We start from the raw sequence: 24,366 nt of genomic DNA, 5'->3' as shown, positions 1-24,366 counted from the left end.
TTTGATGAGAGCAAAGACAGTGGAGAAAAAAAAGAGATATAGAATAAAAAAAGAGGTTTTTGATAGATTGAATGCTGAGATTTTCGGCACCTTTTTATTTTTTATTTTTGTCTTTTGCACATTTTCAATTTTTACAGATAAAGTAGGGATAATTGGTGAGTTCATCAAAAAGATACTTCTTGGGTGTTTTGGAATAGGAGTCTTTATAATACTTGGATTTTTACTTTATGTTTCTCTTGATTCTATTCTTAGAAGACCTAAAGTTTTTTCAAAAACTGATGTCACAATTTTTACTTACATAATCCTTGCGTTTATATTAGGGACAACCTTTTTACAAGCGTCACTATATTCAATGTCTAATTCTTTTGTAAAGGTTTTAAAAGACTCTTATTTTAAAGGCTTAGAATTTAAGGGGTTTGGAGTTTTTGGAAGCGTACTTACATACCCTTTTATTACCTTATTTGGTTATACCGGTACGCTTATAGTGTGCATCTCAATATTAGTAATCCTGAGTATGGTTGTTTTTAGTTTTTCAATAAGAAAGTTTATAAAATACCAAAAAGCAAAGAATGAGCATATTAATAACCAAGATAAGAAAAGTGAAAAAAATACCAAGCAAAAAATGGAGAGCTTTTATAATTATCAAGAGGATGTAGGAATCCAAGAAAAAAAAACTGAGGAGATAGTTGTTAACCTGCCAAAGTCAAGAAATAGAACAAAATCTGTGGATAAAAAAGAAGAGAGACTAGAAAATGGAGAGTATTTATATCCGCCACTTGAATACTTAAAAAAGCCAAGTGAGAGTATTTCTGTCTCTAAAAAGGATATAAACGAGAACATTAGAAAACTCGAAGAAACGTTAAAGAATTTCGGTATAGAGGCCAAAGTTACTGAGGTAAATGTAGGACCTACTGTAACACGATATGAAATTCAGCCTGGCCAAGGTGTGAAAGTAAGCAGAATTGTCAGTCTTTCAGATGATATAGCCTTGGCTTTGGCAGCGCCCTCTGTGAGGATTGAAGCCCCTATTCCTAATAAGTCTGCAATTGGAATAGAAATTCCAAACAAAGAACCACAACCTGTTTTAATCCGAGAGCTATTAGAAGACCAGCTATTTTATACACAGGCTACGAAGATTCCTTTTGCAATAGGGAAAGATGTTGCAGGTGCACCTATTATAGGAGATATAACCAAAATGCCTCATCTTTTAATTGCTGGGGCAACTGGTTCTGGAAAAAGTGTGTGTATAAACTCGCTCATTATAAGCATCTTATATAGGTGCAGACCTGATGAGGTGAAACTCATTTTAATTGACCCGAAAGTTGTGGAATTGAGCCTTTATAATGGAATACCGCACCTTTTGATACCTGTTGTAACAGATGCGAAAAAAGCGGCAAATGCACTTTCGTGGGCTGTGTCTGAGATGACAAATAGATACAAGCTCTTTGCCCAAGCAGGAGTAAGAGATATTTCAGGTTACAATAAATGGTGCGAGGAAAATGGTCAGGAAAAGCTCCCCTTTGTTGTGATTGTGATTGATGAGCTTGCTGACCTTATGATGGTATCTCCAGCTGAAGTTGAAGATGCAATTTGCAGGCTTGCACAGATGGCAAGAGCAGCTGGAATGCATCTAGTTGTGGCAACCCAAAGGCCATCTGTTGATGTTATAACAGGACTTATAAAAGCGAACATACCGTCAAGAATTGCGTTTGCTGTCTCATCACAGGTTGATTCACGGACTATATTGGACCAATCAGGTGCAGAAAAGCTCTTGGGAAGAGGGGATATGCTCTATCTTCCAATGGGTTTAGCAAAACCAATAAGAGTTCAAGGTGCGTATGTCTCTGAATCTGAGGTTGAGAAAGTTGTTGAGTTTTTAAAACAGAATTTTAAAATTGAGTACAACCAAGAGGTAATCGATGAGATAAACAATAAGATTTCAAGTATTAAAGAACAAGAGACAGATGAACTTTTGATAAAAGCTATACAGATTGTTGTTGAGTCACAAAATGCTTCAACTTCATTTTTGCAGCGAAAACTTAGAATTGGGTATTCACGGGCTGCACGCCTTCTTGACCAAATGGAAGAAAGAGGAATTGTGAGCAGAATGGATAGCGGTGGAAAGCGTCAAGTTTTAATCACAAAAGAGCAGTTTGACGAGATGCTTATGAATATGGAGTGATGGTATTGTGGCTTTCTTGCCAATCTGCAAAGAGGACATGAAAAGACGCGGCTGGGATGAGCTTGACTTTGTGTTTGTATGTGGTGATGCGTATGTAGACCATCCTTCTTTTGGACATGCTATAATCTCAAGAATAATTGAGGATTTTGGATTCAGAATAGGAATTGTCCCTCAACCAGATTGGAAAGATTCGAAGAGTATTACAGTGTTAGGAAGACCACGTATTGCCTTTTTGGTATCAAGTGGAAACCTTGATTCAATGGTTGCACATTATACATCATTCAAAAAGCCGCGAAGTCAGGATTATTCCTCACCTGGGATGAAGATGGGTTTGCGTCCTAACAGGGCTACAATTGTGTATTGTAATCTCATAAGAAAGGAATATGGTGATATTCCCATTATAATTGGAGGAATCGAGGCATCACTCAGAAGGTTTGCTCACTATGATTACTGGTCTGATAAGGTAAGAGCATCTATCTTAATTGACAGTGCAGCTGACCTTCTGATATTTGGCATGGGGGAAAAACCGTTATTTGAAATTTTACCAAGGCTAAAAAAAGGCGAGGATTTAAGACAAATTAAAGATGTGCCAGGAACGTGTTATGTTGCAAAAGACCTTTCTCATCTTGAAGGAAAGGATTATATAGTTATTGACAGCTATGAAAAGGTAAAAGAAGACAAGGTGGCATATGCAGAAGCATTTGCTACTCAGTACAGAGAACAGAATCCTTTTACGGGTAGGATAATTGTGCAGCCTCACAAAAACCTGTATCTTGTTCAAAATCCACCTGCAAAGCCTCTTACAACAGAAGAAATGGACTATGTGTATTCTTTGCCATATGAACGTAATTACCATCCAATCTACGAAAAAGATGGCGGAATTAAAGCTCTTGAAGAGGTAAAATTTAGTATTGTTTCTCACAGAGGATGTTTTGGTGGATGTAATTTCTGTGCTCTGCATTTTCACCAAGGAAGAATAATTCAAAAGAGAAGTGAAAAGTCAATCTTAGAAGAAGTAAAAAAGCTCACCAAGCTTCCTGATTTTAAGGGGTATATTCACGATGTAGGTGGACCAACTGCAAACTTTAGGAATCCTGCTTGCAGTCTTCAGCTTGAAAGAGGTGCTTGCAAAAATAGAGGGTGTTTATTTCCGACACCTTGTAAAAATTTGATTGTGGACCATAGGGAGTACTTTGAACTGCTTGAGAAGATAAGAAAAATAAAAGGTGTAAAGAAAGTGTTCATTCGTTCGGGAATAAGGTATGATTATCTTTTACTTGACAAGAATTATGAAAAATATCTTGAAGAGCTATGTCGCTATTATGTTTCTGGCCAGTTAAAAATTGCACCTGAACATATTTGCAATAATGTGTTAAAATATATGGGTAAACCATCAAAAGAAGTTTATGAGAGGTTTGTAGAAGAATATTTTAAAACTAACAAGAAACTTAAAAAGAAACAGTTCATAATTCCCTATTTGATGTCAGGGCATCCAGGGTGTACATTAAACGATGCAATTGAACTTGCTCTTTACTTGAAGAAAAATGGTTTTATTCCTGAGCAAGTTCAGGACTTTTATCCAACACCGGGGACTGTTTCAACTACTATGTATTATACTGGTTTAAATCCTTTTACGTTAGAGAAGGTGTATGTACCAAAAACTTTGAAAGAAAAAATGATGCAAAGGGCCTTGCTTCATTTTCATAATCCTAAGAATTACGACCTTGTGTATGAAGCATTAAAACTTGCAAAAAGAGAAGATTTGATTGGCTATGGGAAAAACTGCCTAATTGCTCCAAAAAAACAAGACGGGGGTAAGAGAAGTGTCAGCAAAGATAATCGACGGCAAAAAGATAGCACAGAGAATAAAAGAGGAGGTTAAAAGTGAGATAGAGAAGTTAAAAGAAAAGGGAATAGAGTCAACATTGGCTGTTGTAATTGTCGGCAGTGATCCGGCTTCACGAAGTTATGTCAATTCAAAAAAAAGAACATGTTCAGAGCTTGGAATAAATTCGATAGAGTATGCGTTAGATAACACTACAACTCAAGAGCAACTTGAAGACCTCATTGAAAAGCTAAATCAAGATCCAAAGATTAACGGTATTTTAGTGCAACTTCCATTACCAAAGGGCTTGGATGAGTCAAGAGTTTGTAAAAAGATTTTGCCTCAAAAGGATGTTGATGGTTTTCATCCTATGAATGTCGGAATGGTTACAACAGGTATAGATTTTGAATTTGCAATAAAACCATGTACACCATTTGGGATAATAGAGCTTTTGAAACAGGAGAATATAGAAATCAAAGGAAAACATGCAGTTGTGATAGGACGTAGCAATATAGTAGGAAAGCCTTTGGCTCTCTTATTTTTGAGGGAAAATGCTACTGTCACAATATGTCACTCTTACACAAAGGATTTAAAAGATATATGCAAGACTGCAGATATACTGGTTGCGGCAGTGGGCAAGCCAAAATTTGTAACTGCTGATATGGTAAAAGAGGGGGCTGTTGTAATTGATGTTGGAATAAACAGGGATGAGACCACAAAAAAGATAGTAGGTGATGTAGATTTTGAAACTGTCAGAAAGGTTGCATCTTACATAACACCAGTACCAGGCGGTGTTGGACCAATGACAGTTGCAATGCTTATGAAAAATACACTTTTTGCAACACTGCTTCAAAACGGGCTTGTGTAGAAGATAGTAAAAAATGGAGGAGTTTGGTTTGGTGAAGGTTGGTTTTGTATCGCTTGGGTGTAACAAGAATCTTGTTGACAGTGAGATAATGATGGGGGCATGCAAAGAAGCTGGGTTTGAGATCACACCAAATGCTGAAGATGCTGATGTTATTGTTATTAATACATGCGGTTTTATAAATGATGCAAAGCAAGAGTCGATTGATACCATATTAGAAATGGCTGAGTACAAGAATAAAAAATGCAAATTTTTGATAGTGACAGGATGTTTAACACAACGCTATAAAGACGAGATTTTGAAAGAGCTACCAGAAGTTGATGCAATTCTTGGTGTAAAAGAGATGTTGAAACTTCCAGATGTAATCAAAAAACTTTATGAGGGGGAGAGCAAACTCCAAGTATTTGACGACAAACCTACATTTATCTATACAAGCTCAACGCCACGCCTTATTGCAACCCCTAAGTTTTATGCCTACATAAAAATAGCAGAAGGTTGCAACAATAGATGCTCATATTGTTCAATACCGTTGATTAGGGGAAATTACACAAGTAGATATATAGATGATATAATTCAGGAGGCAAAAAGGCTTTCTGAGGATGGTTATAAAGAGATTGTACTCACTGCTCAGGATACAACAAAATATGGAATAGATATATATCAAAAAAAGATGTTAGCAACATTGCTTCAAAAATTAAGTGAGATTGATAACATAAAATGGATTAGATTTTTATACTCTTATCCAGAAGACATTGACGATGAGCTTTTAAATATTGTAAAGAGTCTTCCAAAGGTTGTTAAATACTTTGATATACCAATTCAACACATTAATAACAGAATTTTGAAACTGATGAACAGAAAAACCTCATCAGAAGGTATTAAAGAGCTCATTCAAAGAATAAGGTCAGCATTTGATGAGGTTGTAATAAGGACAACAGTTATGGTTGGGTTCCCAACAGAGTCAGAAAAGGAGTTTGAAGAGCTTTGCGGGTTTGTCAAATGGGCAAAGTTTGATCGGCTTGGTGCATTTATGTACTCCCAGGAGGAAGGGACTTTTGCTGCAACCTTGCCACAAATAGATGATGAGACAAAGGTCAAAAGATATGAAAGGATTTTAAATCTTCAAAGGAAGATTTCACTGGAAAGAAATAGAAAGAGAATTGGCAAAAAGTATGAGGTTGTTATAGAAGGCAGAGATAAAAACAACTTTTACATTGCAAGAAGCCAATTTGAAGCTCCTGAGGTTGACGGAAAGATTATAGTATTTTCCAAACGAAAACTTTTGTCTGGTGAGTTTGTAAATGTAAAAATTTTGGATGTGTTTGAGTATGATTTGGTAGGAGAGGTAATTTGATGAATATTGCCAATATAATTACAAGTATAAGGATATTGTTGATTCCTATATTTATGTTCTTTTTACTTAATTTTAACATTTCATACTCGAAATTAATAGCTGCAGCTATTTTCATAGTTGCAGCTATTACAGACAGTCTGGATGGGTACATTGCGCGCTCTAAAAAGATTGTAACAAATTTTGGAAAATTTCTTGACCCGCTTGCAGATAAGCTGTTGATTACAGCAGCCCTTGTTGGACTTGTTGAGCTTCAGAAGATTTCTTCTTGGATAGCTATGATAATAATTGGACGAGAATTTATTGTAACAGGGCTTAGAATGGTTGCTGCTGCAGAAGGTATAGTAATTTCTGCTAACATTTGGGGAAAGTTAAAGACGATAAGTCAGATTATTGCAATAGTGTTACTTTTGGTTGACAACTATCCTTTTAGATTTCTAAATTTTCCTTTTGACAAGATAGCTTTATGGGTTGCTGTGATACTCACAATCTATTCAGGTATTGACTATATACGGGTTAATTGGAAAGTAATAGACTTTACGAAAAAGTGAGGCGATTTTTCAAGATGGTAGCTGAGATAATCTGTGTTGGTACAGAGCTCTTGCTTGGTCAGATAGTGAATACAAATGCACAGTATCTTTCGCAAAGGTTAGCAAGCTTAGGAATAGACTTATATTTTCAGACAACAGTTGGTGACAATTTAAATAGGCTCAAAAGTGCTATCGACATCGCACTCAAAAGATCAGATATACTTATCTTTACTGGTGGACTTGGACCAACATCTGATGATATTACAAAGGAAGCTGTGTGCGAATATTTTGGAAAGAAGCTTATACTAAATCAAGAGGTTTTGAATAAGATTGAAGAGTACTTTAAACACCGTGGTGTAAAGATGCCAGAAATTAACAAGAAACAGGCATATGTTCCTGAGGGTAGTATTATATTGGAAAACAGGCACGGTACTGCACCGGGACTTATAATTGAGAAAGATGGTAAAATAGCAATTTTACTGCCAGGTCCACCTTTTGAGATGCAGCCCATGTTCGAAGAGTATGTTGTGCCTTATTTAGAAAGATTCTCTAAAGAGAAGATATATTCAAGAGTTTTAAAGTTCATTGGAATTGGTGAGTCATCTATTGAAGAGAGGTTAAGTGAGCTTATACACAACCAGTCAGACCCGAGCTTAGCTTTGTATGCAAAACCGTTTGAGGTTGAGCTAAGAATCTCAACGAAAAAAAGTAACGGAGATTTGGCAAAAGATATACTTGATCAAATGGAAAACAAAGTAAGAGCTTTGCTTGGTGAGTATATCTATGGTATAGATAATCAGACTTTAGAAGAGGTTGTAGTTGAGATGCTTTTGCAAAAAGGTCTTAAGGTTTCGGTAGCAGAATCGTGCACAGGTGGACTCATATGTAACAAAATTACAAATGTTCCTGGTGCGTCAAATGTTTTTGACAGAGGTTTTATAACATACTCAAATGAAGCAAAGGTAAAAGAGCTGGGAGTATCAGAAGAAACATTAAAGAATTTTGGTGCTGTGAGTCATGAAGTAGCTAAGCAGATGGCTCAAGGTGCTCTAAGAAATTCTTTGGCAGATGTTGCAATATCAACAACTGGAATTGCAGGACCAACTGGAGCAACAAAGACAAAACCAGTAGGGCTTGTATATATTGGAGTTGCTACAAAAAATTATATTGACAGTTTTGAGTTTAGATTTTCAGGTGATAGACTTAGGATTAAAGAGACTGCTTCAAAGGCTGCTTTAGACATTCTCAGAAAGACCATAATTAATTATTGAAAAGTTTGCTTCAAAATTATATAATAATTCTAAACATTTGTTCGAAAAGTTGGAGGTTTAAAATGGAAAACTTAGATAAGAAGAAAGCCTTAGACAGGGTAATCATGGAGATTGAAAAGGCATATGGCAAAGGTGCCATTATGAAACTTGGCGAGATGGCCAAAGAAAACATTGACGTAATTCCAACAGGAGCACTTTCTTTGGACATTGCGCTGGGTGTTGGAGGAGTTCCACGAGGAAGGATTGTAGAGATATACGGTGCTGAGTCGTCTGGTAAAACAACAATTGCACTACACATAATAGCAGAGGCGCAGAAGATGGGTGGTGAAGCAGCGTTTATTGACGCTGAGCACGCTTTAGACCCATTTTATGCAAAAAGGCTGGGGGTAGACATAAACAATCTCATTGTCTCTCAGCCAGACAGTGGTGAGCAGGCGCTTGAGATTGTTGAAGCACTTGTGAGAAGTAATGCGATTGATGTTATTGTTGTCGACTCGGTTGCAGCACTTGTGCCACAAGCAGAGATTGATGGAGAGATGGGAGAGGCTCATGTTGGACTTCAAGCAAGGCTTATGTCACAAGCACTAAGAAAGCTTGCAGGGATTACAAGCAAAACAAAAACTACAGTTATATTCATTAACCAACTAAGAGAAAAGGTTGGTGTGATGTTTGGCAATCCTGAGACAACACCAGGTGGTAGAGCACTGAAGTTCTACGCATCAGTCAGGCTTGAGGTCAGAAAAGGCGAGATTATAAAACAGCAAGGTCAACCAATTGGAACAAAAGTTAAAGTAAAGGTTGTCAAAAACAAGGTTGCGCCTCCGTTCAAGGAAGCTGAGTTTGATTTGATATATGGTGAAGGAATATCAAAAGAAGGAAATGTGTTAGACGTTGCAGTCAATATTGACGTAATCCAAAAGAGTGGGGCATGGTATACTTACAATGGTCAAAAGATAGGACAAGGCAGAGAAAATGCAAAACAGTTTTTAAAAAGAAAATCCTGATATTATGCAAGAGATAATTGAAAAGATAAAACAAAATGCAAATCTTGCGTTTGAGAAGATAAAGACAACAGCTGAAATACCCGAAGATGACTTTCTTTTAAGTGGTGAAATAAATGAGGATATTGGATAAGAAGTTACATGGTGAAAGGTATTTGATAATCCTCGAAGATGGAAGAGAGTTTGCGATAGACAAAGATATCTATTTTGAAAAAAGAGTATATGAATTGGAGGATATTGATGAAAAAACTCTTAGTCTACTTATTTTTGAGGACAATCTAAAAAAGGCAAAACAAGATCTTGTTGGCTATCTTACAAGGTATCCAATGAGGTCTGAGTTCATGTATTATAAACATCTGCTTGGCAAAGGATATGATTCGGCTACTGCTGCTAAGGCGGTAGCTTATTTTGTTAAGATAGGGTATATAGATGAGCTTTCTGCCGCTAAAAAACTTGTTGCAAAGTATCAAAGATCTAAATCCAATCTTCAGATAATAAATATTCTTAAGAAAAATGGGTTTAAAAATTCTACAATCTCTCAGCTAAATCTCAGCCCTGAAAGTGACTTACGGCTTCTTGATAAACTTTTACAAAGAAAGCTAAGACATCTCAAAAAGCCTGACAATAAAGAGATTTTGAAATTAATAAAATGGTTTGTTGCAAGAGGATATGATTACAATACAATAGTAGAAAAAATTAGGGAATACTTAAATTATTGAAAAATCACTGTTGTTGACACTCTGTGCAAAAAGTAATAAAATTTAATTGTGACAGTTTTAAGACTTCCAAGCTAAAAAGAAGGAGGTGCAAAAGATTAGTGATACATTAAAGTTAATAATTACTGCAGGAGTCAGTATAGCTCTTGCAATAGTTGCCTTTTTCTTGGGCTATTTATATAGAAAAAAGATTGCAGAAAAGACTATAAAAAGTGCCGAACAAGAAGCCCAAAGAATTGTCGAGGAAGCAAAAAAACAAGCCGAGGCATATAAAAAAGAAGCAACTATCTTAGCAAAAGAAGAGATTCACAAAGCAAGAAGCGAGTTTGATAGAGAAGTTAGAGAAAGGCGTGCAGAGCTTCAGAGATTTGAAAGAAGGCTAATTCAAAAAGAAGAGATGCTTGATAAAAAAGATGGCCACTGTTGAGGAAAAAGAAGAGCAGTTGAATCAAAAGATAAAGGATGTACAAAAACTACAAGAGGAGATAGAACTATTAAAGCAAAAACAGCAGGAAGAGCTTCAGAGGATTTCTGGACTTACCCAGGAAGAAGCACGCCAGATTATCCTAAAGAGTGTTGAGCAGGATGTAAAACACGATGTTGCACTTATGATTAAGGAATTAGAGCAACAAGCAAAAGAAGAGGCTGATAAAAAAGCAAGAGAAATCATTGCACTGGCTATCCAGCGCTATTCTTCAGATTATGTAGCAGAAAACACTGTATCTGTTGTGACACTACCAAATGACGAGATGAAAGGTAGAATAATAGGAAGAGAAGGAAGAAATATCAAGACATTTGAGACTGTCACTGGAATTGATCTAATTATTGATGATACTCCGGAGGCTGTAATTCTTTCAGGATTTGACCCTATAAGGCGTGAGATTGCAAAGCTCACTTTAGAAAAGTTGATTTTGGATGGTCGAATCCATCCTGCACGAATTGAAGAAATGTATGAAAAGGCTAAACGTGAGATTGAAAACAAAATTCGTGAAGAAGGCGAAAGAGTTGTATTTGAACTTGGTATTCACAACCTTCACCCAGAGCTTATAAAGTTGATTGGTAAGCTTAGATACAGAACAAGTTATGGACAAAACGTACTTGCTCACTCTATCGAGGTTGCAAACATCGCAGGTATCATGGCCGCAGAGCTTGGACTTGACCAGGGCATTGCAAAACGAGCAGGTCTTTTGCATGACATTGGTAAGGCTGTTGACCATGAGGTTGAAGGTTCTCACGCTTTGATTGGTTATGACCTTGCAAAAAGGTATAAAGAGACAAACCCTGATGTCCTGGAAGCGATTGGTGGACATCACGGTGAGATGGAAACAAGGTCAATTTACAATGTGTTAATTCAAGCTGCTGATTCTGTTTCGGCAGCACGGCCAGGGGCAAGGAGAGAATCTCTTGAGTCGTATATAAGGAGACTTCAGAAACTTGAAGAAATTGCGAACTCATTTGAAGGTGTTGAAAAAGCATATGCTATTCAAGCAGGTAGAGAGATAAGAATTATGGTGAAACCAGACCATGTTAGTGACGATGATATTGTGATAATGGCAAGAGAGATAGTGAAAAGAATTGAAAGTGAGCTTGATTACCCTGGACAGATAAAGGTAAATGTCATTCGTGAAGTTAGAGCTGTTGAATATGCAAAATAAGAAAGAAAAGCGTGTTTTGTTCAAGCTTTTGAACAGAACACGCTTTTTATAAATCCTTTTTTAGTTTAAAAAGTTTGGAGGTTTGGAATGAGATTTTTAGCAATAGGTGATGTTGTAGGAAGACCAGGAAGAAATATTCTCAAGAATTCCCTCTCAAAGGTCAAGGAGAATTACAAGATAGACGTTGTCATAGCAAATTGTGAAAATGCAGCTGGCGGGAATGGTCTTACCAAAAAGGTTGCTGATGAGCTATTTAATATAGGAATTGACATTATGACAATGGGCAATCATGTATGGTCTAATAAGGAGATTTTCTCGTTCATAGAGAATGAACCTCGCATAATAAGACCTGCAAACTATCCTGAATATACAACCCCTGGTAGGGGTTATAACATTTTTGAAAAAAACAATATTAAGTTTGCAGTGATAAATCTATGTGGACGGGTCTTTATGGAAAACTTTGATTGCCCGTTTAGGAAAAGTGATGAGATTTTAAAAAAACTTGACACAAATATAATAATTGTGGATTTTCACGCTGAAGCTACATCTGAAAAGATTGCTTTGGGTTTTTACCTTGATGGACGTGTTTCTTGCGTGTATGGTACACATACACATGTCCAAACAGCCGACGAAAAGATTCTTCCAAACGGGACAGCATATATCACAGATATTGGAATGACTGGCCCCAGTGATTCAGTTTTAGGGGTTGACAAAGAGATTGTAATTCAAAAATTTGTTACTATGCTACCAGTCAAGTTTGAAGTGGCAAAAGGAAAAGCTCAGTTCAATGGAATTGTATTTGAAATTGATGATTCAACTGGTAAAGCTATTTCTATTGACAGAATTAACTTTACTTTAGAGGAATAATTGAAAGAAAGAGGCTGCAAAAAAGAGTTTTGTAGCCTCTTAATTTTTTTTCATAAAATCGCAGGTAACATAATAATTATTTACTATAAAACAAATGAATAAGGATGTGATTTACTATTGTAAAACTCAACACTGACTCTATACATGCTCTTTTAGAAAAACTGCCTTCTGAGATTTACAGTAATATACAAAAAAGATTTCAACAGGAAGGCGCTTCCAAAATCAATGAAATAAGGATAAATTTGTTTTGTCCTCTTATTGTTTTGGGAAATGAGGAGTATATCTTTGAGAATTTGATAATAACAAAAGAGCTTCTCCACTCAGCTATAAGAACGCTTACTAACAACTCTTTATTTAGTTATGAAAGAGAAATTCTTCAAGGCTATTTTACTATAGAGGGTGGACATAGAATAGGTGTTGCTGGGAAATTTACTTCAGATGGCAAAAGAATAATTTCGCTAAATTCTATCACAGGTCTTAATATAAGAGTTGCAAAAAGCATTGAAGGAATTGGCATTAAGGTGATAAAGCATATTTTAAATCCATCAAAATCCATATATAACACTCTCATAGTATCACCGCCTGGCTGTGGTAAAACCACTCTTTTGAGGGATATTATAAGGATTTTAAGCAATGGAGAAATTAATCTATCTTTTAGTGGTTTCAGAGTTGTTGTAATTGATGAGAGGTCAGAGATAAGCACATACTCACAAGAACAAAGCAAGCTTGGTACCAGAACATTTGTTTTAGATGGTGTGGACAAATTAAACGGTGTATTTATGGCGATCCGAAGTTTAAATCCCGAGATAATTGCTATGGATGAGCTTGGCGGTCCTCAAGACTATTTAGCAGTAGCCGAAGCTTCTAAGATGGGTGTAAAAATCATTGCAACAATGCATGGGGAAAATCTGCATGAACTTAAAAAAAGGACGTATTCAAAAAGGGTTCTTGAACAAAATGTTTTTGAAAAGGTGATATTTTTAAGTTCTAAGGATGGTCCAGGTACAGTAGAAGAAATAATAACATTGGGTGATAAATAAGATGATGTTAAAGTTAATTGGTTCAAGTTTAATAATTTTCTCTTCACTTCTCATTGGGTATTCTAAAACTTTAAAGTTAAGAGAACAACTCAGGATAATAAACCTTTTTATAAACTTTTTTAGTTTTGCAAGGGCTGATATTTTAACAACACGCCTCACACTTTTTGAAATTTTAAATAGATTTAAATCAAAAGTATTTTCTGCACATACCACTATTTTGGAATATTATTATAAGCAGAATGGAAAGGCTCTTTTAGATGTGAAAAATGTATACCAGCTTGATGAAAATGTGCACAAGCTTATACTAAACCTTTTTAACTCAATTAGTTACTCTTCTATTAGTGAGATAGACAGGATAATAGATGAGGGTATTAGGGAGCTGCGGGAATATTATGAAATTCACAAAGAAAAGTACAACAAAAACTCGAAAATGTTTACTTTGCTTGGTCTTTTTTGTGGAGTGTCAATTTGTATATTACTTTTATAAGATGTTGAGGTGTGGCTTTGAATGAATGGAATAGACTTGATATTTAAAATAGCTGTAATTGGAATAATACTTTACCTTGTAAATCAGGTACTTGTCAAGGCAGAAAAAGAAGAACTTGCAATGATGACAACTTTGGTTGGAGTTATAATTGTACTTTTTCTAATTATTGACCTCATTAAAAGATTCTTTGATACAGTAAAGTCTGTATTTAATCTCTTTTAGGTTGAGTGGTAGAGATGGAGATATTTAATATAGTCGTACTTTGCATAGTTTCCATGCTTATAGTGAGCATTTTAAGAAGAACTCAAAAAGAAATTGCAATTGTAATAACTGTGATATTTGGCGTTTTGGTGTTTATCTTGGTTGTTGACAAGCTTGCCTATATTGTAGAAAAGATAACAGAGATGAGCACAAAAATCTCATATGCAAATACCTATATAAAAACTTTGCTTAAGATGACAGGGATAGCTTTAATCTCAGAATATACAGCAAGTGTTTGTAAAGACAGTGGAGAAGAAGCAATTGCGAGAAAGCTTGAGTTTGCAGGAAAGATTTTGATACTATTTCTCTCTCTACCTTTAATTTTGGGTTTGTTTGAGGTAATATTAAAGTTTCTAAAATAAGTAAAAGGAAAATCTAAAAATGGATATGAAAAAGGTTATAGCACTTGCGTTTTTTATATCTTTGATTTTGGGATGTGAATTTTGTCAAGCCTCGAAAATATCACAGAGTTATATCGAAAAAACTAAACATATAGTAAATAAAACTGCTGAGAATGATGTTAAAGATTACATAGATGGTGTATTGAATGGGAGAAAACTCAATATAGAGATATTTAGACTTATAAAAGACAAGCTTTTTTCAGAAATAGATGCAACATTAAAACAAATAGCTACAATCTTGGTGGTAACACTGATATATACTCTAATCTATAGTGTACAAAACAGCTTAAAAAATCAAGGTCTCGGAAAAACAACCTTTTTAGCTTTTTTCCTCACCTTATCAACAATAGTGCTTCAAAATCTAAAGGATGTACTTTTATATGCAAATGAGGTTATCCAAAAAGGGAATAGCTTTGTAGAAGCCATATTTCCTATTCTCATCTCGACTTTAGCAACAATGGGATATGCTACATATGCTGCTTCTCTCAGCCCCAAGATAGTATTTGCGTTGGTATTTTCATCCGAGTTTTTAAAGAATATTATATTGCCGATTGTAAATGTTTATATTGTAATCAGTATCCTTTCAAATATAGATGGTGGAAGGTTTAATCTGAGGCGACTTCTTAGTTTTTTAAAGACAGTTCTTCTTTGGTCAATTGTAATTGGACTTGTAGTGTTCACTGGCATTGTTTCTATAGAAGGTTTTACCGGAGTTACAGTGGACAACCTTGTTGCAAAGTCAATTAAATACACTGTGGGGAATTTTGTGCCTTTTGTTGGTAAGATTTTATCTGATGCAGCAGATACCTTAGCTGGCAGCCTTGGAATTATAAAAAATACAATAAGTGTAGTAGGGCTTCTTACTTTGCTGCTCATTGTTGGAGTTCCACTTCTCAAAATCTTAATTATTTCGCTTTTATTCAGGCTCACTGCAGCCTTTGTTGGAATTATTTCTGATTCGCGTTTTGCCCAGTTTTTAGATGATTATGCTGATAACATCCTTTTGATTTTTTCAATTGTATTTGCTTCTCTGTTGGTGTTTGTAGTTACATTTTCAACAGTTTTGTTTATTATTCAGGTTGGAAGGTGAAATAGTGCAAGACTTTATAAATCAAACTGTAACAAACTTGTTCTATATAGTGATAGTGATTTTAATTATTGAAGTCTTGATTCCGGAAAATTATAGAAGGTATATTGATATTTTTTTAGGCATTTGTATAGTCTTGATTATATTCACCCCAATTTTAGAAAAATCAGAAAATCTAAAGCTTCAATTTATGGAGAGCATAAATAAACTTGAAGATGAATTTAAAGAAAAAAAGATATATTCTGAAGACCTGTACAAGCAAAGCTTGGTAGATGAGTATAAGGATAGATTAAAAGAAGATATTAAAAAGAAAATAGAGGCTGAGACGGGTATGGATATTGAAATTGTCTTGCTTAAAATCTGTGAAGATTTGAATATGCCTAAGTTTGGCAGAGTAGAGAAAATAAAAATTAAAGGTGATTACAATGAAAAAATTGTTAACATTTTAAAAAATCAATATGGTATGAGTAAAGATAAAATAGAGTTTGAAGAGGTGAAGGTTAAAGATGACAATCAGTCCAGATAGGTTAAAATCTGTAATAGAAAAAACCTTAAAGAACAAAGATATATTAATATTCTTGGGAGTTTGTGGACTTTTGATACTTGTAGTTTCTGCAACATTTTCCACAGCCCCCAAGCAAATGGTAAAAGAAAGCGAGCAAAATCAACAAGAAGAAAAATATGAGGAAGTAGTAGAGAAAAAGCTCGAAAAGATTTTAAAAGAAATTGATCCTACAAAGAATGTCTCTGTTATGATAACATTTGATGACTGCTATGAATATGTTGTTGCAACTGAAACACGCAAAAATGTCAGAAGTGAAAAACAGGATGAAAACAAAATTTCAACAGAGGAAGAGGTTGATAGCAAAGTGGTGCTGGTCCAACAGGGAAATGAGTCAAAACCATTTATTGTAAAAAAGATATATCCGAAAGTGAGAGGTGTTGCAATTGTCTCTGAAGGAGCAAGGGAGAAGAAGGTTTACATAGGTCTTATAAAAGCTGCATCAACGGTTTTAGGAATAACTCCTGATAAAGTTGAGGTGTTTGTAAAATGAATAAAAAGATTTTTATAAAGGTTTATAACAAAAGACAGATAACATTAGTTTTGCTTGTTATATTAGTAATTGTTGTTGGCATTATCAACTCAAGAATAGAAAATAGTAACAAGAAAAAGCTAAATCCCTCTGTAATAGAGGTAAGTAAAGAAGTTGAGAGGAGTAGTGAAAATGTTCTGAGCGAGATAAAATTAAAGCGTGAAGTTGAGCGTTCAAAAGAAGTAAATACTCTGAGAAGTCTTCTTAGTGAAAAGTTGGATGAAGATAGTCAAAAGTTGATTGATAAGAAAATTTCCGACATAGTTGACAACAACAATAAAGAGATGATATGTGAAAGTATCTTGAGCTCAAAAGGTATAGGTGATTGTATAGTACTATCCTCTCGTGATATTATTTATGTGGTAACGCAAAAGAGACTATCAAAACAACAAGCAATTCAAGTACAAAATGTGGTTATGAATGTTTTTAAAGTAGCGGTGAATAAGATTAGGATAACATCTGCCTCTCAATGAAAATAATAAAATCTGTTAAAATAAAAAACTGTAGGGTATAATATGAATAGTAAAGAAAAAACTTTTATCAAATAAGGAGGTACTATTTGAGATGTCAGAAAATATTATTAATGAGACCACTGGTGGAGTTGTAAAGATTGCTGAAGAGGTTGTGGCAATTATTGCGGCAGTTGCAGCATCAGAGGTAAAAGGTGTTGCCTCAATGGTTGGTTCATGGACAGGTAATATTACTGAAGCGCTTGGAAAAAAGAACTTGGCAAAAGGGGTTAAAGTGCAAGTTGGAGAAAAGGAAGCGGCAATCGACATCTACATAACAGTAGAGTATGGTGTCAGAATTCCTGAAGTTGCCTGGGAGATACAAGAAAAGGTTAAAAATGCAGTTGAGAGCATGACGGGATTAAAGGTTGTTGAAGTAAATATCCACGTTCAAGGAATAAAATTTGAAAAAGAAGAGCAAAAAGAAGGATCAGAAGAGTAAATCTCTGGTCATCTAGAGATTTACTCTCATTTTTGCGAGGAGGAATTATACAAATGAAGATTGGTGAGAGAATATTATTAACAATATTTACATTAATAGTTATTGTGGCTGCAATTTTTGCAATATTATTACCTCTTAATGTATTTAGCATTGATACAATACAGAGTGCAGTTTATGAATATGTAAACAATCCCATTTATGGGCTTGTACCGTTAGTAATTGTAGTAATGGGCTTTGCTGTAATGTTTATTGGGATTAAAAAGAAAAAGGTGAGACTTGGAATAATTCATACCAACGAGCTTGGCAATCTTGTCATATCACCAAAGACATTTGAGTCTGCTGGTTACTGTGCTATAAAGGATATAAAAGGGATTAAAGATGTAACCATTGAGATAGAGTTTGATGAAAGTGGTGTTGAATACCATGTTGATGCACTTGTGATAAATGATGTAAATGTACCTGAGTTGACAAAAGAGGTTCAAAATGCTATAAAGAATCATGTTGAAACCTCAATAGGTATTCCGGTTAAAAGTGTGAATTTGCATGTTAAAGATATGGTTGCCCCTCAAACATCCATTACTCATTTGAGGTAGGGGTGTTGATATGAAATTAATATTAGAATTTGTTTTAAAACATATAGGTGAAACAGTTGGCGGAATTATAGGACTTGTTTTTGCTATATTTGTTCTAATATTTGGTTTTTGGAAGACATTATTTATATTTTTATGCATAGCAATAGGAGTATTTATTGGTGGTCGCTATTTTGAAAAGAAGAAATTGTTAGAGTTTTTAGACAAACATTTACCATGGTAAAAAAGGGGTTGGAAGAGAAGGACGATGCATAAAAGACGAAAAACAAGAGAGCTTTGTATGAAGATATTATATGCATATAGATTTCAAAATAATGAATATGATATCATCGAGTTTCTAAACAAATTCAAAGAATTAAATCCAGATGAGAATTTTAAAGAGATAGATGAAGAGTATTTAAAAAAGCTCTTGACAGGCGTTATTCGGAATCAGCAACTTATAGATAATCTTATTGAGAAATACTCTAAGGATTGGCCTTTGAACAGAATTCCAATGGTGGAATTAGAACTTATGCGGATTGCTATTTATGAACTTTTGTTTGAAGAGGAGATTCCCATATCTGTTGCAATAGATGAAGCTGTGGATTTGTCAAGTATATTTGGTGTAGAGAAGGCACCAAGCTTTGTAAATGGGATACTTGGCAGTATTGCTGCAAATGAGGTGAAAAGAGAATAAAAGATGCTTTTTGACAATATTGTTTCTAAAAAAGAGTGGAGTGTGTATGAGCTAACAAGCTATTTGCGAAAAAAAGTTGAAATGGACATCTTGCTAAAGAACATATACCTAAAAGGAGAGGTTATTAGACCCACTTTGTCGGGTGAACATTTGTATTTTGAACTTAAAGATTTAGAGTACGACGCAAAAGTAAAATGCGTCTATTTTTGGTTTGACAAAAAGATTGAGGTAAGACATGGTACTAAAGTTTTAGTCAAAGGTAGTGTTATCTTTTATGAAAAAGAAGGAATAATTGAAATAAAGGTAAGTGAAATAACTGATATTGGTCTTGGGGAGCTGGTTGTAAAACTCAAACAATTAGAGGAAAAGTTAAAACAAGAAGGGCTTTTTGATCAAAAACATAAAAAAGAAATACCTCGATATCCCAAAAAGATTGGTATTGTTACTTCCAAAAATGGTGCAGCTGTGAGAGATATTCTCAATACAATCTATTCAAAATTTGAAAATATAGAAGTTTATATATTCAACTGTTCTGTTCAAGGACAAAACGCTCCTTATGAGATATGTGAGGGAATAGAGTATTTTAATAACATTTTGCCTGTGGAGGTTATAATTGTAGGACGTGGTGGCGGCGCGTTTGAGGATTTGATGGCTTTTAATGATGAGATGGTGGTAAGAAAGATATTTGAATCAAAAATTCCTGTAATATCAGCTGTTGGACATGAAAGAGACTATGTGTTGACAGATTTTGTTGCTGACCTTCGTGCCATTACTCCAACAAATGCGGGCGAGATTGTTGTTAGTTTTCAAAACAAAGCTTTAGAAAAACTGGATGAATATCGCCGAAAAATGAAAAATTTGATTTCTAAGAAGATAGAGTCAAGCAGAGAAGATTTAAAACTTCAGCTCTATCGACTATATCAAAACTCGCCATCAAACAAACTTACCAAGCTTGCACAAGATGCGGATTTACTTTCAAGCAAACTTACGTTTCTGCTTAATAAAAAACTTCATCATATATCAAGTAACCTAAAGATTTTGGGAAAGAGATTGTCAGTTTCAGGTCCTTATGTAAGATTTGCAAAAGCAAAGAATGACTATGAAATGCTCCTTAAAAGACTAAATATAGCTTTTAAGAACTTTTGTCAGAAAAAAGAGTTTGAGTTTAAAATCAAGGTGGAAAAATTGATTGCTTTAAATCCACTTAATATTCTAAAAAGAGGTTACTCGGTCACGATACATAACTCAAAAGTACTTACAACTGTAAGAGTGGTAAGTATTGGTGATGAGATAGTTACACGCATCACAGATGGGATTATCAAATCTAAGGTGTTTTGGACAGAAGAAGGGGCGGATGAATAGGTGTGTGAAGAGGTAAGAAATGAAATTAAATTTGAAGATGCAATGAAGCGTTTAGAAGAAATTGTAAAGAGTTTGGAAGAAGAAAATCTCGATTTAGATGAGGCAATAAAGCTTTATGAGGAAGGGATAAAACTTTCAAGGCTATGCAATGACATTTTGCGTTCGGTTGAAAAGAGGATTGTTTTGATTGAAAAATTAAATGGCGAATATGTGGAAAATGATATAACGAATGATATATATGGAGGCTTAGGGCAAAAAGAATGAGTAGTGAGAGGTTAACAGAATACTTGAAATACGCTCAAGAAAAGATAGACAAGCACCTTGACAGCTTGCTTGGAAAAAATTCTCTTGATGTTATATATGAAGCGATGAGATATAGTGTTTTTGCAGGTGGAAAACGCCTAAGACCCATTTTGTGTTTGCTTTCTTATGAACTTTTGAGCGGTAAAGAAGCTGATGAGAAGGTACTGGATATTGCTTGTGCAATAGAGCTGATTCACACATATTCTTTGATTCATGATGACCTTCCTGCAATGGATAATGATGTTTTACGCCGTGGTAAACCTACAAATCATGTGGTGTTTGGCGAGGCAATAGCTATACTGGCAGGAGATGCACTTTTGAACAAAGCAGCAGAAGTATGCTTTAATTGGATACTCAGAAACAAAGCTAAAGAGAATTTTATAAAAGCAGCAGAATATCTTTTTAGAGCGTCTGGGACAGAAGGAATGATAGGTGGACAGGTAATAGATGTGGTAAATTCAGGAAAAGAAATAACAGAAGAGAATTTGCTTTATGAGATGCATCTTAAGAAGACATCTAAGCTCATTCAAGCTTCTTGTGTTTGTGGAGCATATGTTGCAGGGGCAAAAGAAGAGGTGATATTGGATTTTGAGGAGTATGGAAAAAATTTAGGGCTTGCTTTTCAGATTAGAGATGATATCTTGGATTTTATAGGTGACAGTAAAAAAGTAGGCAAAAGCATTGGAAAGGATATAAAAGAGAAAAAAAATACGTTTGTAACTTTTTATGGAATTGAAAAGGCTCAGAACTATGTAGAGAGCTTTTCAAAGAAGGCCATTGAGATAGTAGAAAAGTACGACAGGATGGGTCTTTTTATTGAGCTCACAAATTATTTGATAAATAGAGAAAAATAACGGTTGACATAAAACGCAAAATAATTATAATAATGTATGCGAGCAGGTCGAACGGCTGCGCAAGGTGAAAGTTTTTCACCTTGTGAGGAAAGTCCGAGCTCCGCAGGGCAGGGTGCCGGGTAACACCCGGTGGAGGCGACTCCAAGGAAAGTGCAACAGAAAAGAACCGCCATCCACATTTTTGGTGGGTGGTAAGGGTGAAAAGGTGAGGTAAGAGCTCACCAGCAGTTAGGCGACTAACTGGCTGTGCAAACCCCACCCGGAGCAAGACCAAATAGGGGAACAATGCAGTGGCCCGCTGCGTTCCCGGGTTGGTCGCTTATGAGTCTGATGGTAACATCAGACCAAAAGAGAAATAGCCGTTCTCGACAGAACTCGGCTTACAGACCTGGTCGTACTTTTATATACCTAAAATCGAGAATGCCCAGTCTTGGAAAAGAAAACTGGGCATTTTTATTTGTGTTTTTAGTTTACTTTTATCTTGTTGATTATTACATTTTTCAGACTCTTTGCACCAGGTTCTTTTACATTCTTTTTCAGATAAATTACGGCTAAAAACCTAATCAAACCCGATGTAAAAAAAGCTACATGGTATGTGGCAACATTTATTCCTATATGGTTTTTCAAAAAAGCTACTACAACTGGTGCTATATCTTCAATAAAATATCCTCCCAGTATAATAGGAATAGCACTTCCAAATATAGCATTGAACAAATTAATTACAGCTACATACATAGATGTTTGGCTTTGGTCAGACAACTTTAAAATGAGATTGTTATTCCCCATATCAATTATTGGCCATAAAAGACCTGCAAATATACTAATAATTGTGACCAAAACTTTGTAATTGTTTACACTAGTAAAACACCATATTATAGGAAGCAAGGATATAAAGCCTGTTGCTATAAGAAGCATTGGTCTATTCCCAATTTTATCAACTATTCTTCCAATATACGGTAGTGTTATTATGGTGACAACGTTGCTGACAATTTGGGTTAGCAATATTATCTCAAAATAGCTCATTTTCAAATCTTTTATCATGTACATGTTGAAGTAGGGACCTGCAATGTTAAGTCCAAAATTCCATATTACGAAGAACATCATAAATCTTCTGAAGTAATGATTATTGAGTGTGGAAAAAAACATTTTTTTCAAATCTAATTGAGTTTCCTCATTTTTCATTGGTAGGTCTTTTACAAAAAAGAAACAGCTAATATCCAACATCCCCATTATTGCAGCAAAGACAAATATTATAGAAAAACCTGGCAAATTGTTATGTAAGTCTAAGAATTTGCCAATAGCCAAGCCACTTAGCATTCCAACAATTGTTGAAATAGTAGCTCTTCTTGAGAAAAATCGTCCTCTTATATGCTCTGGTATTAAATCACCCATCCACGACCAAAATGAGACATTAGTAAATGAGTTTGAAATTGAAGAAATTGTCATAAATGCAATCAGTAAAAATAACAATGTATAAGAGCCTTTACCTAAAAATAATGGTAAAATTGCTATAAACACCCATGGCAGCCTATGTAAAAAACCACTTATCAAAAATATAGATTTTCTCTTTTTTGATTTTTCTAAGACAAACGATGCAAAAACTTGAGCAACTCCACCTAATACGGGTAATGCTAACATGATTCCATACATTAAATCTCCAAAACCAATAGCTTTGGCAAAACCAGCAACTGGTGAGCCTGTTGTAACATTAAAGAATACGATTCCAAAAGTTATTCCAAGAATGACAAAGTTAAGGCTTCTTTGCAAAGACCTGTCTGATGTCAAATCAGAGTTTAAGCCAAACATTTAATGACCCCCAACCAATTTATTATTTGGTACTTTAATGTTCTATAGCTGCAAAACCTGATGCAAAGGTCACATTGTCTATTATACTCTATTATTGCATTAAAAAAAACTGTAGGCATTAAAACCTACAGTCAAAACCCAAAAGTTTGTTCAAAACAACTATTGTTCAAGTTGTTTGCCAAAGAATGATGTTGCAGCTTGAACAAGCTTGTACTCTGAGTCTCCCATCTTGACATTTGATTCGGTTGAACACATAATAACACATCCAATTACGGTGCCTTCAGAGAGAATTGGGCTGACAATTTGAGCAGTATACCTTGTTGTGTCTCCTTCAACAATTGGGATGCTGCTCATGTCATTTTCAGATTTTACAAACACAATAGTATTTTCTTCCATAACCCTTTCAAGTTCTTGGCTCAAGGCTTTATCCATATAATCCTTTTTTGAGGCGCCTGACAAAGCAATAACTTTGTCTCTATCAGTTATGATTACAATGTGCCCACTTACTTGATGCAAGGTGTCTGCGTATTCTTTTGCAAAAGCTCCCATCTCACCAATTGGTGAATACTTTTTTAAGATGACCTCACCTTCATTGTCTGTATATATCTCAAGTGGGTCACCTTCTCGAATTTTAAGAGTTCTTCTTATTTCTTTTGGAATTACAACTCGACCTAAATCGTCAATGCGTCTTACAATTCCTGTTGCCTTCATTTTACTTTCAACTCCTTTTTAAATTTTCTATAATTAGTTTTTATAATTCTCCTATTTGTTATTCTTTAAAAAATCTTTATTACTCGTCGTCAGCTTTTTTAATTAAATTTTCAAGCTGGATTTTTCTGTAGTGTTGACGCTTTAAGATATTGTTTATGATGTGTTTTGGAAGTTTTTCTTTGTAATGTTGCAAATATCCTTCTGTGTATAGATAATTTTTTACAAGATTTCTCACTTCAGCTTCTTTATCGTGTTCTTTTAAAATTGCTTTTTGAATATTGTTTATCTGCTCTTCTCTTCTCCTCTGTTTTTGAACTACCTGCTGAATTTTTTCATATGGTAGAAACTGGCTATACTCTTCAAGATGGCGTTGAGTTCTTGTATAATTTTCGACAAGGTTTTTTAAATGTAAAAATCGGCGTTTATTAAGATGTAAATCTTCTCTCATCTTTTCACCTTCTTTTATATTCTACTTAGTAT

General features: G+C 34.9%; 26 protein-coding genes, 1 other RNA gene and 2 pseudogenes. 26 read left to right on the top strand and 3 right to left on the bottom strand.

The genetic code is table 11. The features are described from left to right. Positions 1-4 precede the first annotated feature (4 nt). From PGC14_RS06495 to rnpB, 26 genes and pseudogenes are all read left to right on the top strand, one after another. On the top strand, positions 5-2,182 hold the full coding sequence (locus PGC14_RS06495) for an FtsK/SpoIIIE family DNA translocase (RefSeq protein ID WP_039764485.1): 2,178 nt from the start codon (positions 5-7) through the stop codon (positions 2,180-2,182). Between the two features lie 7 nt (positions 2,183-2,189). Then, a complete protein-coding gene (locus PGC14_RS06490) occupies positions 2,190-4,064 on the top strand; it encodes a YgiQ family radical SAM protein (RefSeq protein WP_039764484.1) in 1,875 nt (624 codons plus the stop codon). Further along, the gene (gene folD, locus PGC14_RS06485; RefSeq protein WP_039764483.1) at positions 4,006-4,875 is read left to right on the top strand and encodes a bifunctional methylenetetrahydrofolate dehydrogenase/methenyltetrahydrofolate cyclohydrolase FolD; all 870 of its coding nucleotides are present in this window, start codon (positions 4,006-4,008) and stop codon (positions 4,873-4,875) included. Before PGC14_RS06490 ends, folD begins: the two co-directional genes overlap by 59 nt. Before the next feature lie 28 nt (positions 4,876-4,903). Beyond that, positions 4,904-6,226, top strand: a complete 1,323-nt coding sequence (gene rimO, locus PGC14_RS06480; protein WP_271629815.1) for a 30S ribosomal protein S12 methylthiotransferase RimO — start codon at positions 4,904-4,906, stop codon at positions 6,224-6,226. Then, positions 6,226-6,774, top strand: a complete 549-nt coding sequence (gene pgsA, locus PGC14_RS06475; RefSeq protein WP_271629814.1) for a CDP-diacylglycerol--glycerol-3-phosphate 3-phosphatidyltransferase — start codon at positions 6,226-6,228, stop codon at positions 6,772-6,774. The genes rimO and pgsA overlap by 1 nt, the downstream gene beginning before the upstream one ends. Positions 6,775-6,788: 14 nt before the next feature. Beyond that, the gene (locus tag PGC14_RS06470) at positions 6,789-8,024 is read left to right on the top strand and encodes a competence/damage-inducible protein A (protein WP_271629813.1); all 1,236 of its coding nucleotides are present in this window, start codon (positions 6,789-6,791) and stop codon (positions 8,022-8,024) included. Positions 8,025-8,086: 62 nt separating this feature from the next. Further along, positions 8,087-9,158: pseudogene (recA, locus tag PGC14_RS06465) on the top strand (recombinase RecA). Then, positions 9,142-9,744: a regulatory protein RecX gene (locus tag PGC14_RS06460; protein WP_039764478.1), complete on the top strand. Its 603-nt coding sequence runs from the start codon at positions 9,142-9,144 to the stop codon at positions 9,742-9,744. The pseudogene recA and the gene PGC14_RS06460 overlap by 17 nt, the downstream one beginning before the upstream one ends. A gap of 85 nt (positions 9,745-9,829) precedes the next feature. Beyond that, positions 9,830-11,396: pseudogene (rny, locus tag PGC14_RS06455) on the top strand (ribonuclease Y). A gap of 87 nt (positions 11,397-11,483) precedes the next feature. Continuing rightward, the gene (locus PGC14_RS06450; protein WP_271629812.1) at positions 11,484-12,263 is read left to right on the top strand and encodes a TIGR00282 family metallophosphoesterase; all 780 of its coding nucleotides are present in this window, start codon (positions 11,484-11,486) and stop codon (positions 12,261-12,263) included. A 116-nt stretch (positions 12,264-12,379) separates the two neighbouring features. Next, on the top strand, positions 12,380-13,303 hold the full coding sequence (locus PGC14_RS06445) for an AAA family ATPase (RefSeq protein ID WP_271629864.1): 924 nt from the start codon (positions 12,380-12,382) through the stop codon (positions 13,301-13,303). 4 nt (positions 13,304-13,307) lie between these two features. Beyond that, a complete protein-coding gene (locus tag PGC14_RS06440) occupies positions 13,308-13,790 on the top strand; it encodes a stage III sporulation protein AB (RefSeq protein WP_039764650.1) in 483 nt (160 codons plus the stop codon). A 21-nt stretch (positions 13,791-13,811) separates the two neighbouring features. Continuing rightward, a complete protein-coding gene (gene spoIIIAC / locus PGC14_RS06435) occupies positions 13,812-14,012 on the top strand; it encodes a stage III sporulation protein AC (protein ID WP_039764475.1) in 201 nt (66 codons plus the stop codon). A 14-nt stretch (positions 14,013-14,026) separates the two neighbouring features. Continuing rightward, positions 14,027-14,413, top strand: a complete 387-nt coding sequence (gene spoIIIAD / locus PGC14_RS06430) for a stage III sporulation protein AD (RefSeq protein ID WP_039764474.1) — start codon at positions 14,027-14,029, stop codon at positions 14,411-14,413. A 19-nt stretch (positions 14,414-14,432) separates the two neighbouring features. Beyond that, positions 14,433-15,542: a stage III sporulation protein AE gene (locus PGC14_RS06425; protein ID WP_271629811.1), complete on the top strand. Its 1,110-nt coding sequence runs from the start codon at positions 14,433-14,435 to the stop codon at positions 15,540-15,542. A gap of 4 nt (positions 15,543-15,546) precedes the next feature. Continuing rightward, positions 15,547-16,065, top strand: a complete 519-nt coding sequence (locus tag PGC14_RS06420) for a stage III sporulation protein AF (RefSeq protein ID WP_271629810.1) — start codon at positions 15,547-15,549, stop codon at positions 16,063-16,065. Beyond that, positions 16,046-16,594 carry a hypothetical protein gene (locus PGC14_RS06415; protein WP_271629809.1) on the top strand — a complete coding sequence of 183 codons (549 nt, stop codon included), beginning with the start codon at positions 16,046-16,048 and terminating at the stop codon, positions 16,592-16,594. The genes PGC14_RS06420 and PGC14_RS06415 overlap by 20 nt, the downstream gene beginning before the upstream one ends. Further along, on the top strand, positions 16,591-17,106 hold the full coding sequence (locus PGC14_RS06410) for a SpoIIIAH-like family protein (RefSeq protein ID WP_039764471.1): 516 nt from the start codon (positions 16,591-16,593) through the stop codon (positions 17,104-17,106). Before PGC14_RS06415 ends, PGC14_RS06410 begins: the two co-directional genes overlap by 4 nt. Before the next feature lie 91 nt (positions 17,107-17,197). Then, complete coding sequence (locus tag PGC14_RS06405; RefSeq protein ID WP_011917640.1) at positions 17,198-17,584, top strand: Asp23/Gls24 family envelope stress response protein; 387 nt, start codon at positions 17,198-17,200, stop codon at positions 17,582-17,584. Positions 17,585-17,637: 53 nt separating this feature from the next. Further along, the gene (gene amaP / locus PGC14_RS06400) at positions 17,638-18,177 is read left to right on the top strand and encodes an alkaline shock response membrane anchor protein AmaP (RefSeq protein ID WP_039764469.1); all 540 of its coding nucleotides are present in this window, start codon (positions 17,638-17,640) and stop codon (positions 18,175-18,177) included. Between the two features lie 10 nt (positions 18,178-18,187). After that, positions 18,188-18,397, top strand: a complete 210-nt coding sequence (locus tag PGC14_RS06395; protein ID WP_039764468.1) for a DUF2273 domain-containing protein — start codon at positions 18,188-18,190, stop codon at positions 18,395-18,397. Positions 18,398-18,421: 24 nt separating this feature from the next. Continuing rightward, positions 18,422-18,850, top strand: coding sequence for a transcription antitermination factor NusB (gene nusB, locus PGC14_RS06390; protein WP_083931432.1), 429 nt, complete (start codon positions 18,422-18,424; stop codon positions 18,848-18,850). A gap of 3 nt (positions 18,851-18,853) precedes the next feature. Next, the gene (gene xseA, locus PGC14_RS06385) at positions 18,854-20,212 is read left to right on the top strand and encodes an exodeoxyribonuclease VII large subunit (protein WP_271629808.1); all 1,359 of its coding nucleotides are present in this window, start codon (positions 18,854-18,856) and stop codon (positions 20,210-20,212) included. Then, complete coding sequence (gene xseB / locus PGC14_RS06380) at positions 20,213-20,476, top strand: exodeoxyribonuclease VII small subunit (protein ID WP_039764464.1); 264 nt, start codon at positions 20,213-20,215, stop codon at positions 20,474-20,476. It begins immediately after the preceding gene. Further along, on the top strand, positions 20,473-21,369 hold the full coding sequence (locus PGC14_RS06375) for a polyprenyl synthetase family protein (RefSeq protein ID WP_271629807.1): 897 nt from the start codon (positions 20,473-20,475) through the stop codon (positions 21,367-21,369). The genes xseB and PGC14_RS06375 overlap by 4 nt, the downstream gene beginning before the upstream one ends. A 39-nt stretch (positions 21,370-21,408) precedes the next feature. Next, positions 21,409-21,768: RNase P RNA component class A (gene rnpB / locus PGC14_RS06370), an RNA gene on the top strand. 66 nt (positions 21,769-21,834) lie between these two features. Here rnpB and PGC14_RS06365 read toward each other — a convergent pair. The 3 genes from PGC14_RS06365 to PGC14_RS06355 all read right to left on the bottom strand — a co-directional run bounded on the left by PGC14_RS06365 (position 21,835) and on the right by PGC14_RS06355 (position 24,334). Next, the gene (locus tag PGC14_RS06365) at positions 21,835-23,175 is read right to left on the bottom strand and encodes an MFS transporter (protein ID WP_011917633.1); all 1,341 of its coding nucleotides are present in this window, start codon (positions 23,173-23,175) and stop codon (positions 21,835-21,837) included. A gap of 159 nt (positions 23,176-23,334) precedes the next feature. Then, positions 23,335-23,886, bottom strand: coding sequence for a stage V sporulation protein T (gene spoVT / locus PGC14_RS06360; protein WP_271629806.1), 552 nt, complete (start codon positions 23,884-23,886; stop codon positions 23,335-23,337). Positions 23,887-23,965: 79 nt separating this feature from the next. Next, positions 23,966-24,334 carry a hypothetical protein gene (locus PGC14_RS06355; RefSeq protein WP_039764461.1) on the bottom strand — a complete coding sequence of 123 codons (369 nt, stop codon included), beginning with the start codon at positions 24,332-24,334 and terminating at the stop codon, positions 23,966-23,968. Between the last annotated feature and the right edge of the window lie 32 nt (positions 24,335-24,366).

It is taken from the genome of Caldicellulosiruptor sp. DIB 104C (assembly GCF_028198085.1).
Taxonomy (GTDB): Bacteria; Bacillota; Thermoanaerobacteria; order Caldicellulosiruptorales; family Caldicellulosiruptoraceae; genus Caldicellulosiruptor; species Caldicellulosiruptor saccharolyticus.
Note: the sequence above shows the minus strand (reverse complement) of the source record. Positions and strands in the feature narration are given on the sequence as shown.

Excerpts from the sequence above, each read along its gene's own strand:
- PGC14_RS06495 (WP_039764485.1), top strand. The coding sequence starts at position 5 with ATGAGAGCAAAGACAGTGGAGAAAAAAAAGAGATATAGAATAAAAAAA.
- pgsA (WP_271629814.1), top strand. The coding sequence starts at position 6,226 with ATGAATATTGCCAATATAATTACAAGTATAAGGATATTGTTGATTCCT.
- PGC14_RS06470 (WP_271629813.1), top strand. The coding sequence starts at position 6,789 with ATGGTAGCTGAGATAATCTGTGTTGGTACAGAGCTCTTGCTTGGTCAG.
- PGC14_RS06460 (WP_039764478.1), top strand. The coding sequence starts at position 9,142 with ATGAGGATATTGGATAAGAAGTTACATGGTGAAAGGTATTTGATAATC.
- PGC14_RS06450 (WP_271629812.1), top strand. The coding sequence starts at position 11,484 with ATGAGATTTTTAGCAATAGGTGATGTTGTAGGAAGACCAGGAAGAAAT.
- PGC14_RS06440 (WP_039764650.1), top strand. The coding sequence starts at position 13,308 with ATGTTAAAGTTAATTGGTTCAAGTTTAATAATTTTCTCTTCACTTCTC.
- spoIIIAC (WP_039764475.1), top strand. The coding sequence starts at position 13,812 with ATGAATGGAATAGACTTGATATTTAAAATAGCTGTAATTGGAATAATA.
- spoIIIAD (WP_039764474.1), top strand. The coding sequence starts at position 14,027 with ATGGAGATATTTAATATAGTCGTACTTTGCATAGTTTCCATGCTTATA.
- PGC14_RS06425 (WP_271629811.1), top strand. The coding sequence starts at position 14,433 with ATGGATATGAAAAAGGTTATAGCACTTGCGTTTTTTATATCTTTGATT.
- PGC14_RS06415 (WP_271629809.1), top strand. The coding sequence starts at position 16,046 with ATGACAATCAGTCCAGATAGGTTAAAATCTGTAATAGAAAAAACCTTA.
- PGC14_RS06410 (WP_039764471.1), top strand. The coding sequence starts at position 16,591 with ATGAATAAAAAGATTTTTATAAAGGTTTATAACAAAAGACAGATAACA.
- PGC14_RS06405 (WP_011917640.1), top strand. The coding sequence starts at position 17,198 with ATGTCAGAAAATATTATTAATGAGACCACTGGTGGAGTTGTAAAGATT.
- amaP (WP_039764469.1), top strand. The coding sequence starts at position 17,638 with ATGAAGATTGGTGAGAGAATATTATTAACAATATTTACATTAATAGTT.
- PGC14_RS06395 (WP_039764468.1), top strand. The coding sequence starts at position 18,188 with ATGAAATTAATATTAGAATTTGTTTTAAAACATATAGGTGAAACAGTT.
- nusB (WP_083931432.1), top strand. The coding sequence starts at position 18,422 with ATGCATAAAAGACGAAAAACAAGAGAGCTTTGTATGAAGATATTATAT.
- xseA (WP_271629808.1), top strand. The coding sequence starts at position 18,854 with ATGCTTTTTGACAATATTGTTTCTAAAAAAGAGTGGAGTGTGTATGAG.
- PGC14_RS06375 (WP_271629807.1), top strand. The coding sequence starts at position 20,473 with ATGAGTAGTGAGAGGTTAACAGAATACTTGAAATACGCTCAAGAAAAG.
- PGC14_RS06365 (WP_011917633.1), bottom strand. The coding sequence starts at position 23,175 with ATGTTTGGCTTAAACTCTGATTTGACATCAGACAGGTCTTTGCAAAGA.
- spoVT (WP_271629806.1), bottom strand. The coding sequence starts at position 23,886 with ATGAAGGCAACAGGAATTGTAAGACGCATTGACGATTTAGGTCGAGTT.
- PGC14_RS06355 (WP_039764461.1), bottom strand. The coding sequence starts at position 24,334 with ATGAGAGAAGATTTACATCTTAATAAACGCCGATTTTTACATTTAAAA.